10 protein-coding genes are annotated in these 12,550 nt (G+C 63.6%); 4 read left to right on the top strand and 6 right to left on the bottom strand.

From position 1 onward, the window contains the following. Positions 1 to 143 precede the first annotated feature (143 nt). Complete coding sequence (gene pdxR / locus NKH16_RS08325) at positions 144 to 1,637, top strand: MocR-like pyridoxine biosynthesis transcription factor PdxR (protein WP_023676815.1); 1,494 nt, start codon at positions 144 to 146, stop codon at positions 1,635 to 1,637. A gap of 193 nt (positions 1,638 to 1,830) precedes the next feature. Then, the gene (locus tag NKH16_RS08320) at positions 1,831 to 3,420 is read left to right on the top strand and encodes a trimethylamine methyltransferase family protein (RefSeq protein ID WP_352448531.1); all 1,590 of its coding nucleotides are present in this window, start codon (positions 1,831 to 1,833) and stop codon (positions 3,418 to 3,420) included. A 3-nt stretch (positions 3,421 to 3,423) separates the two neighbouring features. Here NKH16_RS08320 and chrA read toward each other — a convergent pair whose 3' ends face one another. The 4 genes from chrA to NKH16_RS08300 all read right to left on the bottom strand — a co-directional run bounded on the left by chrA (position 3,424) and on the right by NKH16_RS08300 (position 9,195). Continuing rightward, positions 3,424 to 4,812 carry a chromate efflux transporter gene (gene chrA / locus NKH16_RS08315; protein WP_352448530.1) on the bottom strand — a complete coding sequence of 463 codons (1,389 nt, stop codon included), beginning with the start codon at positions 4,810 to 4,812 and terminating at the stop codon, positions 3,424 to 3,426. Next, positions 4,809 to 5,648 (bottom strand): chromate resistance protein ChrB domain-containing protein, encoded by an 840-nt coding sequence (locus tag NKH16_RS08310; RefSeq protein ID WP_352743111.1) that lies wholly within the window; start codon positions 5,646 to 5,648, stop codon positions 4,809 to 4,811. The genes chrA and NKH16_RS08310 overlap by 4 nt, the downstream gene beginning before the upstream one ends. A 318-nt stretch (positions 5,649 to 5,966) precedes the next feature. Then, positions 5,967 to 7,772: an IlvD/Edd family dehydratase gene (locus NKH16_RS08305; protein WP_352899012.1), complete on the bottom strand. Its 1,806-nt coding sequence runs from the start codon at positions 7,770 to 7,772 to the stop codon at positions 5,967 to 5,969. Positions 7,773 to 8,010: 238 nt separating this feature from the next. Beyond that, positions 8,011 to 9,195, bottom strand: coding sequence for an Mrp/NBP35 family ATP-binding protein (locus NKH16_RS08300; RefSeq protein WP_352448527.1), 1,185 nt, complete (start codon positions 9,193 to 9,195; stop codon positions 8,011 to 8,013). 194 nt (positions 9,196 to 9,389) lie between these two features. Between NKH16_RS08300 and NKH16_RS08295 the strand changes: the two genes are divergently transcribed. Next, positions 9,390 to 9,767 (top strand): VOC family protein, encoded by a 378-nt coding sequence (locus NKH16_RS08295; protein WP_352448526.1) that lies wholly within the window; start codon positions 9,390 to 9,392, stop codon positions 9,765 to 9,767. 38 nt (positions 9,768 to 9,805) lie between these two features. On the opposite strand, the gene NKH16_RS08290 is transcribed toward NKH16_RS08295, so the two are convergent. Further along, the gene (locus NKH16_RS08290; protein WP_352899010.1) at positions 9,806 to 10,810 is read right to left on the bottom strand and encodes an inorganic phosphate transporter; all 1,005 of its coding nucleotides are present in this window, start codon (positions 10,808 to 10,810) and stop codon (positions 9,806 to 9,808) included. Next, positions 10,810 to 11,451, bottom strand: a complete 642-nt coding sequence (locus NKH16_RS08285; RefSeq protein WP_023676807.1) for a DUF47 domain-containing protein — start codon at positions 11,449 to 11,451, stop codon at positions 10,810 to 10,812. Before NKH16_RS08285 ends, NKH16_RS08290 begins: the two co-directional genes overlap by 1 nt. A 193-nt stretch (positions 11,452 to 11,644) precedes the next feature. Between NKH16_RS08285 and NKH16_RS08280 the strand changes: the two genes are divergently transcribed. After that, complete coding sequence (locus tag NKH16_RS08280) at positions 11,645 to 12,544, top strand: LysR family transcriptional regulator (RefSeq protein ID WP_023717897.1); 900 nt, start codon at positions 11,645 to 11,647, stop codon at positions 12,542 to 12,544. Positions 12,545 to 12,550: the final 6 nt, after the last annotated feature.

The raw sequence follows: 12,550 nt of genomic DNA, 5'->3' as shown, positions 1-12,550 counted from the left end.
GCAGCGCAGCGTGGGCCGGCTCAAAGGATCACTGGCATAAATCCCAGCGATCAGAAAAATTGATTGGCGCAACACCTTGTGCCACCGGTACATTCGACTGGTCCAGCCAAGTGAAAAAAGCTGGCCATCGAGGAACATCTCCCATGCCACAGCGAAACGACACGGCCATATGGTCCGGCCTGTTCCGGATTTCGGCGGAATCCGGTCAGACCCTGCAGGCGCAGATCCGCCAGGCGATCGTCGCCGCCATCCTCGACCGGCAGATCGCGGCTTCCATGCCGCTTCCGTCCTGCCGGATTCTTGCCGAAAAACTCGGCGTGGCGCGCGGTACCGTGGTGCTGGCCTTCCAGCAGCTGGTCGACCAGGGCTTCCTGGTGGCGCGCGAGCGCCGCGGCCATTTCGTCAATCCCGAAGTGCTGGCGACGCCGGCCAAGCCGCATCAGAAGGCGCCCGACCAGGCCAACGAGATCGACTGGAAGGCGCGTCGGCAGATCGCGGCGAGCGACATGCCGCCGCCGGCCAAGCACGACAACTGGATCAAGTCGTCATACCCCTTCGTCTATGGCCAATTCGACCCGGCGCTGTTCCCGACCGCCGAATGGCGCGAGTGCAACCGCATGGCGTTGGCGGTGCTCGAAATCCGCAACTGGGCATCCGACATGGTCGACCGCGACGATCCGCTCCTGATCGAGCAGATCCAGGCACGGCTGCTGCCGCGACGCGGCATCTTCGCCAATCCGGACGAGATCATCGTGACGTTGGGCGCCCAGAACGCGCTTTACATGCTGGCGACGCTGTTGATGACCAAGGGCTCCAAGGTGGCGATGGAGGACCCCGGCTATCCCGATGCACGTTCGATCTTCCGGCTGGCCGGCGCCGAGATCCAGCCGGTTCCGGTCGACCACTCCGGCATCGTAACCTCGGCCATTCCCAATGATTCCGGCTTCGTCTTCGTCACGCCCAGCCACCATTGCCCGACCATGGTGCCGCTGTCGGCAGAGCGGCGGCAGGAGCTTTTGGCGCGCGCCAACCGGCACAACCAGATCATCATCGAGGACGGATATGACAGCCAGCTCCTGGACGAGGCGCCGCAGCAGGCGCTGAAGAGCCTCGATCGCTCCGGCCGCGTCGTCTATGTCGGCTCGATGTCGAAGACGCTGGCTCCCGGCCTCAGGCTCGGCTACATCGTCGCCTCGGCCGGGCTGATCTCCGAGCTTCGGGCGCTCCGCCGCTTCATGCTGCGCCATCCGCCGGCGAACAACCAGCGCGCCGTCGCATTGTTCCTGTCGCTCGGCCATCACGAGGCGCTGGTGCGGCGGCTGTCGAGCGCCTTCGACGAGAGGCGCAAGCGTCTGGTCCATGCGATTTCCGCCTTCCTGCCGGAGTGGCGCTCGACCGATTCGGCCGGCGGCACGTCGCTCTGGCTCGAGGGGCCGCGCGGCACCGATTCGCGCGGGCTGGCGGAGGCCGCGGCCTCGCGCAGCGTCATCATCGAGCCTGGCGACCGCTTCTTCGACCGCACCGAAAAGCCATCGCGTTTCATGCGCTTGGGCATTTCCTCGATCGCGTTGCAGCACATCGAACCCGGTATCCGCGAACTTGCGACGGCAGCTGGACGCAGGCCGGCAGCGGCCTGATCTCCCTTCCCCGACCGGAGCCTGGCGCATGTAGTGCGGCTCCGGTTCTTTAGCTCCTTGGCATATGCGACGGGACCGGCTGGCACATAGGCTGTGCCAATGCCGGCGGCATAGTCGCTGTATAGAGGGGACGGAGCAGGCCGATGGTGGACCAACCGCTGCGCCCGCTCCGCAGCTAAAGTTGGAGTCCTTCATGCCAATGGCCCATGAGAAGCAGGACGTGTCCGCAGACCAGCGTTCGCGGCGGTCCGGCGGGCGCGAGGCGCGCCGCGCCATGCGGGCGGCACCGCTTGCCGACGACGTCAAGCCGGTGCGTGCCGGCCTCGAAGGCGGAAGCTACAGCCCGCTCAGCGGCAGCGATTGCGAACGTATCCACGAGGCCGTGCTTACCCTTCTGGAGACGGTCGGCTTCGCCAACGCCATCCCCTCCTGCATCGAGGCGCTGACCAAAGCCGGCGCGACCTTCAGTGAGGACGGCCGCCTGCGCTTTCCTCGCGGCCTTGTGCTCGACACCATCAAGAACGCGGCGCGGCATTTCACCCTCCACGGCCAGGATCCGAAGCACGACATGGTGATCCAGGGCAAGCGTGTGCACTACGGCACGGCCGGTGCTGCGGTGCATCTTGTCGATGTCGAAAAGCGTGAGTATCGCGAGTCGCTGCTGCAGGACATTTATGATGCCGCGCGCCTGGTCGAAGGGCTCGACAACATCCATTTCTTTCAGCGGCCGATGGTGCCGCGCGACATTCCCGACCCGCTCGATATGGATTTCAACACGCTCTACGCCTGCGTCATGGGCACGTCGAAGCATGTCGGCACCTCGTTTACCGTGCGTGAGAACGTCAAGCCGGCGCTCGACATGCTCTATGCGATCGCGGGCGGCGAAGAGAATTTTCGCGCGCGGCCTTTCGTCTCCAATTCGAACTGCTTTGTCGTGCCGCCGATGAAGTTTGCCGAGGACGCCTGTGGCGTTCTCGAAGCCTGCGTCGAGGGCGGCATTCCGATCCTGCTGCTGTCGGCAGGACAGGCGGGTGCGACGGCACCGGCGGCGATTGCCGGCGCCGTGGTGCAGGCGGTCGCCGAAGTGCTCGTCGGCCTCATCTACGTCAACGCCATCAAGCCAGGCCATCCGGCGATTTTCGGTACCTGGCCGTTTGTCTCGGATCTCCGGACCGGCGCCATGTCGGGCGGTTCGGCCGAGCAGGCGGTGCTGACCGCGGCCTGCGCGCAGATGGCGCAATTTTACGACCTGCCGGGTGGTTCGGCCGCCGGCATGACAGATTCGAAACTGCCTGATATTCAGTCCGGCTACGAAAAGGGCATAACCGACGTGATGGCCGGTCTTGCCGGCCTCAACCTGGTTTACGAATCGGCCGGCATGCACGCCTCGCTGCTCGGCTTTTGCCTTGAGAGCCTGATCATCGACAACGACATGCTCGGCCACTGCCTGCGCTGCGTGCGCGGCATCGAAGTGACGGACGAGTCGCTGTCGATCGACACGATTGCCGATGTCTGCCTGAAGGGCCCGGGCCATTATCTCGGCAACGAGCAGACGCTGCGGCTGATGCAGACCGAATATTTCTATCCGGCCGTCGGCGACCGCTTTTCGCCGAAGGAATGGAATGAGAAAGGCAGGCCCGATATCCTGCAGCGGGCGATCATCGAGAAGAAACGCGTGCTTGCCGAACGCTTCCCGCGCCATGTGCCAAAGCCGGTCGACGACAAATTGCGCGCCCGCTTCGGCGATATGATCAAGCTGCCGCGAAGCAGAATGGGCGGCTGAGCGTTACCCGCTCGCCGCCAGCAACAAGACACCGGCCAGCGCCGATCCGGCAAGCGTCGGCAGCATACCGATCTTCAGCTTCAGAATGGCGATCATCGAGGCACAGGAAAGCAGCGCCGCGCGCCAGTCTATCGATGAAAGCACCGGCACGTCCATTCCAAGCCCGACATTGCGCACTTCGCCGAAGATGACGTGCAAGCCGAACCATAGAGCGAGATTCATGATGACGCCGACGACGGCGGCGGTGATCGCACCGAGCGCCGCCGACAGCGCCTTGTTGCCGCGCAGCGCTTCGATGTAAGGCGCCCCAAGGAATATCCATAGGAAACATGGGGTAAACGTCGCCCACAGCGTGAACAGCCCGCCAAACAGTCCGGCAAGCAGCGGCGCCAGCAAGCCCGGCTGGCGGAACGCGGCAACGAAGCCGACGAACTGCAAGACCAGGATGAGCGGACCCGGCGTGGTTTCGGCAAGTCCGAGGCCGTCGACCATTTCACCGGGTGCCAGCCAGCCGAAGTACTCGACCGCTGCCTGCGCGACATAGGCAAGGGCTGCGTAGGCGCCGCCGAAGGTGACGACCGCCATGACACTGAAGAAGCCACCGATTTGAGTCCAAACGCTGGCAGGGCCGGTGAAAGCCCAGACCAGCAGAACAGGCCCCAGCCAGATCGGCAGCCAGATCGCCAAAGTGCGCGGCGCGTGCCATCGTGTCGGCCTGACGTGGGTCAGTTCACCGCGCTCGAACATCAGATCGACCACGCCCTTTATGTCGGGAACATCGCCCTTGCCATGCGAGGCGCCGGAAAAAACTGCCGGCGCACTACGGTTGCCGATCCAGCCTGCCAGCCCGGCAAGCAGCACGATCAGCGGAAACGGCACGTTCAACGCGTAGATGGCAATGAAGGCGGCGAGTGCGATCGACACCATGACCGGGTTTTTCAGCGCGCGTCTGCCAATCCGGATCACCGCGTCGATGACAATGGCGAGCACGGTCGCCTTGACCCCGAAAAACAGCGCCGCGACGAGCGGTACATCGCCATAGAGCGCATAGAGGCTGCTCAGGACGAGCATGACAAGCGCGCCCGGCACGACGAAGAGAATGCCGGCAACAAGGCCGCCGGCCGTTTTGTGCAGCAACCAGCCGATATAGATGGCGAGTTGCTGGGCCTCGGGGCCAGGCAGCAGCATGCAGTAGTTCAACGCATGCAGAAAGCGCTGTTCGCCGATCCAGCGCCGTTCCTCGACCAGTTCCTTGTGCATGAGCGCGATCTGCCCGGCCGGGCCGCCAAAGCTGAGCACGCCGATTTTTGCCCAGACCTTCACGGCCTGCCGGAAGCTCGGCACAGCGGGCTCCTGAATCTCCGCCGGCTTTTTCGAAAGGACGGCGCTCACGATGGTTTGCCTGTGCCGAGACTGACTGCGCCGGCGACCGGCCAGTTATGCGTCTCCTCGGTGGCATCGCGGCACCAGCGGAAGAACGCATCGTAAAGCAGCATGCCGGCCTCGAGCTGCTCCAGATCGTCGCGAAACATCCGTGACAGGCCAAGCGAGGCGGCCAGGAACCCGGCCGCCTGTGGAACAAGATCGAGGCTCGCAGTATCGGCAGCGCGTATGATCGTGGCCAGGCGATCGAGCGCTTCGGATTTGAGCCCGAACTCCTCGATCATGGTGTCGAAGGTGCAGCGTTCGCCGCGGTGGCTCCAGAACACGTTCTCGATGTCGAAGGGGATGGCCTGAAAGCGATCGGCGACGGCCGCCACTTCGGCCGGCTCGACGAAGAGAAAGACCGCGTGAGGATCGATGAAGCGCCGGATCAGCCAGGGGCAGCCGATGCGGTCGATCTTCGGGCGCGTACGCGTCACCCAAACGGTGCGGCCCTTGGCATCGGCGGGCGGTATCTTGTCGGCGTGAACGAGAAGGCCCTTGGCATCGCGCCACGCTTCAAACCCGCCATCGAGCGATTCGGCGGCAACGCCCTCCTGCCGTAGCCATGCGGCCACGCCTTGCGAGAGCTTTTTTCCCTGTTGGCAGACAACTGTCACTTGCCTGCCGGCGAAGTCGGCAGCCCAGTTCGAGACACTCCTGAAATCACGACGATCCGACCCCGGCAGCAGGCGCGGATCGGCGTTGTAGTCATCATCGATGCGGACGTCGATGATTGCGGGTGCACCCGGCAGCCCAATCAGACGGGACAGTTGCGATACAGTGATAGCGGTTGTTGACGGCATGGCGTCCACCTCCTTGAAAGAGAAGCTTGGACGCGAACGTTGGGCTGACGCCTCACGGGGTCGTCGCGATGCACCCCTTGCGATGATCGTGGATTTGTCACGCCCGCTTGTCAAGCATTGCCGTTCTCGCGGGAGCAATCGCTGTTGACAAATGACCGCGTCCAACCCTGTGCCGGGCATTTCTGCCCATTAACGGCAGGCTATCGCAGGTGGAAAGCCGAGGCTTTCGCTCTACGATGTACCCCCACCCCTACCCCTCCTGGCGCTGACCTCGGCAAATTGCCTGCATCGGCGGCTGGCTCGTGCGACGGACCCTGGTCAGTGATTGTCCCTCGGCACGCCGCTTGTATGAGCCACATCCTGGTATTTCACCGCCGGCTTCAGCACCATTCCTTCGGAAAACTGGTCGACCATGCCGCGCTGGATTTCCTGCCAGGGCGTCTGGTGCTTCGGATACTGATAGCCGCCATTGTTTTGCAGCTCGGCGCGGCGCCGCGTGATCTCGTCGTCGCTGACGAGGATGTCGGCGGTGCCCTTGCGCAGGTCGATGCGGACGCGGTCGCCGGTCTTCAGCAGCGCCAGGCCGCCGCCGATGGCGGCTTCCGGCGAGGCGTTGAGGATCGATGGCGAGCCCGACGTGCCCGACTGGCGACCGTCGCCGATACAGGCCAGCGCGTGGATGCCCTTTTTGATCAGATAGGCAGGCGGCTGCATGTTGACGACTTCGGCGCCGCCGGGATAGCCGATCGGGCCGGCGCCGCGCATGAACAGGATGGTGTGCTCGTCGATGCCCTGTGCCGGGTCGTCGATGCGGGCGTGATAGTCCTCGGGGCCGTCGAAGACCATGGCGTTGCCCTCGAAGGCTTCGGGGTCCTTCGGGTTCGACAGATAGCGCTCGCGGAATTCGGGCGAGATGCCGCTGGTCTTCATGATCGCCGAATCGAACAGATTGCCCTTGAGATTGATGAAGCCGGCATTGGCTTTCAACGGCTCGGCAACCGTGCGGATGACGTCGAGGTTCTCGTTGACGGCGCCGCTGCAATTGTCGCCGATGGTCTTGCCGTTAGCTGTCATGGCATCCGGATAGGGCAGCAGGCCGCCCTTCATCAGTTCGGCGACCACGGCCGGCACGCCGCCGGCATGGTGATAGTCCTCGCCGAGATATTCGCCCGTCGGCTGCAGATTGACGATGAGCGGTATGTTGAGGCCGACCTTCTGCCAATCGTCATTGTCGAGCGAAACGCCGAGATGGCGGGCGATGGCGTTGAGGTGGATCGGCGCATTGGTCGAGCCGCCGATCGCCGAGTTGACGACGATGGCGTTCTCGAAGGCCTTACGGGTCATGATGTCGGAGGGCTTCAGATCCTCATGCACCATGTCGACGATGCGCTTTCCGGTCTCGTAGGCGATCTGGCCGCGCTCGCGATAGGGGGCGGGGATAGCGGCCGAGCCCGGCAATTGCATGCCGAGCGCCTCGGCCAGCGAATTCATCGTGGTGGCGGTACCCATCGTGTTGCAATAGCCGGTCGACGGCGCCGAGGAGGCAACGATATCCATGAACTCGTCATAGCCAATCTCGCCGGCCGACAGGCGCTGGCGCGATTCCCAGACGATAGTGCCGGAGCCGGTGCGCTTGCCCTTGTGCCAGCCGTTGAGCATCGGGCCGACCGAAAGCGCGATAGCCGGAATGTTGACGGTGGCCGCGGCCATCAGCATGGCCGGCGTCGTCTTGTCGCAGCCGATGGTGAGCACCACGCCGTCGAGCGGATAGCCGTAGAGCACCTCTACCAGGCTGAGATAGGCAAGGTTGCGGTCAAGTGCAGCAGTCGGCCGCTTGCCGGTCTCCTGGATCGGGTGGCAAGGGAACTCGAAAGGGATGCCACCCATCGAGACGATGCCTTCGCGCACGCGCTTGGCCAGTTCGATGTGATGGCGGTTGCAGGGCGACAGGTCCGAGCCGGTCTGGGCGATGCCGATCAGCGGCTTGCCGGACATCAGTTCGGCCCGCGTCAGCCCGTAATTCAGGTAGCGCTCCAGATAGAGTGCCGTCATGCCCGGATTGTCGGGATTGTCGAACCACTCCTGCGAGCGAAATTTTTTCTTGTGAGTGGGGGGGCCTGCCATCGTGGTCTCCGTATTTGTATGACAAATCGATATGACAACGCGCGGGAGCAGGCAAGGGGCACGCGCCATCCGAATCCGCTCTTTGGTACGAAAGACATACATCTGCCTCCGCGCTAGACGGGATCGTGGTTTGTCAGCCCGCTATCCCGGAGAGTTGGAGCGCGTCGCCGCGGACCCTACCTGACCCTTCCGGCCACCCTCCCCCTCAAGGGGCCCACTTGGGGGAGGGACATCCGCATCACTCGAACACGATGCTCGGCACTGCAGCCTCGGCCGCGCCGCGCTCTTCATTGACGCGGTCCCAGACCCTGGCGGCGATGTCGCGATAGATTTTCGCCTCAGCGCCATCCGGCTTGGAGACCACCACCGGCGTGCCGGCATCGGAGCTTTCGCGGATGCCCATCTCGAGCGGCACTTCGCCAAGGAAGGTGACGCCGAGACGCTCGGCCTCGCGGCGCGCGCCGCCATGGCCGAAGATGTCGTAGCGTTTTCCCGTATCGGGGGCGAGAAAATAGCTCATGTTTTCGACGATACCCAATAGCGGCACGTCGACCTTCCTGAACATGTTGAGGCCTTTGCGCGCATCGATCAGGGCCAAGTCCTGTGGCGTCGAGACGATGACGGCGCCGGCCAGCGGCACCTGTTGGGCCATGGTCAGCTGGGCGTCGCCGGTGCCGGGCGGCATGTCGACGACGAGCACATCAAGCGGTCCCCATTCGACCTCGCGCAGCATCTGCGTCAATGCCGACATCACCATCGGCCCGCGCCAGATCATCGGCGTCTCCTCATCGACGAGGAAGCCCATCGACATGACCTTGAGGCCATAATTCTGCATCGGCTTCAGGATCTTGCCGTCGACGGTCTGCGGCCTGCCACGAATGTTGAGCAGACGCGGCATGGAAGGGCCATAAATGTCGGCATCGAGCACCCCGACCCGCAGCCCGTTGGCGGCAAGCCCAAGGGCGATATTGACGGCGGTGGTCGACTTGCCGACGCCGCCCTTGCCGGAAGCGACGGCGATGATCGCTTCGATGCCGGGTACGCCGCGCTTGCCCTGGCTGTGCGAGGCGGGCGCCTGCGGCGCGGGACGCGCAGGTGCGGCCGGCGGAGCGGGCCTCTGAGCCGGTCTTTGCGGAACCGGCGCCTCCATGCCGCCGCCCTTCTTTTCCGCCGTCAACGCGACCACGGCGCCGGCAACACCGGGGATCGCCTTGACGACACGTTCGGCCGCCGCACGCAGCGGTTCCATCTCCTGGGCACGGGCAGCGGGAACGGTGATCGAAAAGAACACCTTGGCATCGGCAATGAAAATCTCGGAAACCAGGCCGAGGTCGACGATATTGCCGGTGAAATCCGGCCCATTGACCGTCTTCAGGCGCTCGATAACGATTTCCTTGGTCACGTTTTCATTGGCGGCGGGCATGAGTTTTTCCTCTACTTTTCCGCTCCAGATAATGCAGTTCCGGAACAGAACCAAGCGATGGACCACCAATTGCAGCGGCGTATCGGGGAGGCAGCGAGCATATGACGGCATTTCCAGTGGGAGCAGCCGTCGCCAAATCGGCAACGCAGCCTATTTCATGAGCATGGAATGACAGCCAGGGAAGGAGACGAATCATGCTCGCAAACAGCAACGCGACGGCCAATCTCGCCGTGAAGGACCTGGCCAAGGCCAGGGCATTCTACGAAGGGGTCCTTGGCCTGAAAGAGGTGCACAATGAAGGTGGCGAACTGATCGTCTATAAAAGCGGCGACACCAGCATCAACGTCTACCGTTCGAACTTCGCTGGGACCAACAAGGCGACGGCTGTGACATGGACGGTCGGCGACGAACTCGGCAAGATCGTTGAGGCATTGAAATCGAAGGGCGTGACCTTCGAGCATTACGACATGCCAGGCCTGACGCTGGAGGGTGACGTTCATGTCGGTCAGGGCATGAAGGTCGCATGGTTCAAGGATCCGGACGGCAACATACTGAACCTTGTGGATAGGTAGATACGGCGCATCGCCTGCCGCGCAGTGCTACGGTGCTGTCACCATGCCAGGCCGACCGCGAGGTAGGTGAGAGCCGCGATCGCCGCGGTTGCCGGCAGGGTGACGATCCATGCCACCACGATGTTACCGGCAATGCCCCAGCGAACGGCGGAGAGGCGGCGGGCGGCGCCGACGCCGATGATGGCGCCGGTGATCGTGTGCGTGGTCGATACAGGAATACCGAGCCAGGTGGCGGCGAACAGGGTGATCGCTCCGCCGGTCTCGGCGCAGAAACCCTGCATCGGGTTCAGCCGGGTGATCTTCGAGCCCATGGTGTGGACGATGCGCCAGCCGCCGAGCAACGTGCCCAGCGCTAGCGCCGACTGACAGGTGATGACGACCCACAGCGGCACGTAAAAATTCGCGCCGAGCATGCCTTGCGAATAGAGCAGCACGGCGATGATGCCCATAGTCTTCTGCGCGTCGTTGCCGCCATGGCCGAGCGAATAGAGCGAGGCGGAAAAGAACTGCATGACGCGGAAGGTGCTGTCGACGGCGAACGGCGTCCGCCGCACGAACAGCCAGGAGACCGCGAGGATCAGGACGAGCGCCAGCAGAAAACCTGCCGCCGGCGATAGCACGATGGCCGCCGTCGTTTTGCCCAACCCGGTCCAGACGATGGCACCGGTGCCTGCCTTGGCAACGCCGGCGCCGACCAAACCGCCGATCAGCGCGTGCGAGCTGCTGGACGGAATTCCGACGAGCCAGGTGACGATATTCCAGACGATGGCGCCGACAAGTGCTGCGAAGACCACTGCCGGCGTGACGATGCTGGCGTCGATGATGCCGGTTCCGAGCGTCTCCGCTACGTGGAGACCGAAGAACATGAAGGCGATGAAATTGAAGAAGGCCGCCCAGAACACCGCATAATGCGGCCGCAGCACCCGGGTGGAGACGATGGTGGCGATGGAGTTGGCGGCATCGTGCAGGCCGTTGAGGAAATCGAAGAACAGCGCGACGACGACAAGGCCGACCAGCACCGGAAAGGCTATCGCGGCTTCCACTATACGTTCTCGATGACGATGCCGCTGATTTCGTTGGCGACGTCCTCGAAGCGGTCGACCACCTTTTCCAGCTGGCCGTAGATCTCGCTGCCGATCAGATAGGCCATAGGATCGCTGCGGCCGTGCCGCTTGAACAGGTCCTTCAGGCCCTGTTCGTGCAGGTCGTCGGCCCGGCCTTCGGCGCGCATGACTTCCTCGGCGATGGCGTTGAGGCGCACCGTATGCGCCCCGACCTTGCCGAGAAGCGGGATCGCCTCGGCCACCAACTTGGCGGCCTCGACGATGACGCCCCCCATTTCCTGCATCAGCGGGTCGAATTCCTTCTTTTCGAACAGCTTTACCGTCTTGACGGTCTTGTGCATCATGTCGATGGCATCATCCATCGACTGGATCAGGTCCTTGATGTCGCCGCGGTCGAAGGGCGTGATGAAGGAGCGGCGCACGGCCAGCAGCACTTCCGCGGTGATCTGATCGGCTTCGTCCTCGAGATCGATGATCGTCTGACACCAGCGGTCGATGTCGTTGCCCTGCAAAAGCTGCTGCAGTGCCTCGGCGCCACCGACCACGGTGCGGGAATGCCGCTCGAACAGGTCGAAGAAGCGATCTTCGCGCGGCAGCAGCTTGCGGAACCAGCCCAGCATGTTCGGTCTCCCGTCGTGTCCAGTCCACGACCCCGTCTCATTCACATAGCGCCGCATTCCATCGCGGGAAACAGTAAGCCGGCTGAAAGATGTGGATGCGGACGATTTACACACGCGGCTTGCGGCCGAAGGCGATTTCCACGACGTTGCGCGCTACAATCGGACACAGCGTCCGTGACAGGCTCCCGACGGCATGATCGATAAGCTGGAATTCTTCATAGCACTTGCCAGGGAAGAACATTTCGGCCGGGCGGCGGAGGTGTGCGGCGTCACCCAACCGACGCTTTCGGCCGGCATCAAGCAGCTGGAAGGCCAGCTCGGCGTGATGCTGGTGCTGCGCGGCTCGCGCTTCCAGGGATTGACGCCGGAAGGCAAGCAGGTGTTGGTATGGGCGCGCCGCATCGTCGGCGACAGCAGGACCATGCGCGAGGAGATGCGGGCGGCACGCCACGGCCTGTCGGGGCGCATCCGCATCGCCGCGATCCCGACGGCGCTGGCCATGGTGGCGCGATTGACGACGCCGTTTCGGGCAAAGCATCCCGGCGTCACCTTCTCGGTGCTGTCGCGCACCTCGATCGAGGTGCTGTCGCTGCTCGGCAATTTCGACATCGACGCCGGTATCACCTATCTCGACAACGAACCGCTCGGACGCGTCACCAGCGTGCCGCTCTACGACGAGCGCTACCAACTGATCACCGCCGTCGGGAACCCCTATTTCGACCGCGACAAAGTGACATGGGCGGAACTCAGTCAGCTGCCGCTCTGCCTGCTGACGCCCGACATGCAGAACCGCCGCATCATCGACCAGCATCTGGCCGAAGCCGGCGTGCAGGTGCGGCCGACATTGGAATCCAACTCGATGATCGTGCTGTTTTCGCATATCCGCACCGGCAAATGGTCGTCCATCATGCCGCTTAACCTTGCGGAAACGTTCGGCTTTTCCGAGCCGATCCGGGCTATCCCGATCGTCGAGCCGGATGCCAGCCACACCGTCGGGCTGGTGGCGGCACCGCGCGAACCGCACACGCCACTGGTCTCGGCGCTGTTGGACGAGGCAATGGCGCTGGCGGACGATTTCCGTGCCCGCCGCTAGGCTAGA

Origin of the sequence: Mesorhizobium sp. M1307 (assembly GCF_040318155.1) — a bacterium.
GTDB lineage: Bacteria > Pseudomonadota > Alphaproteobacteria > Rhizobiales > Rhizobiaceae > Mesorhizobium.
The sequence above is the reverse complement of the archived record's forward strand: the minus strand, read 5'-3'. Positions and strand labels throughout refer to the sequence as shown.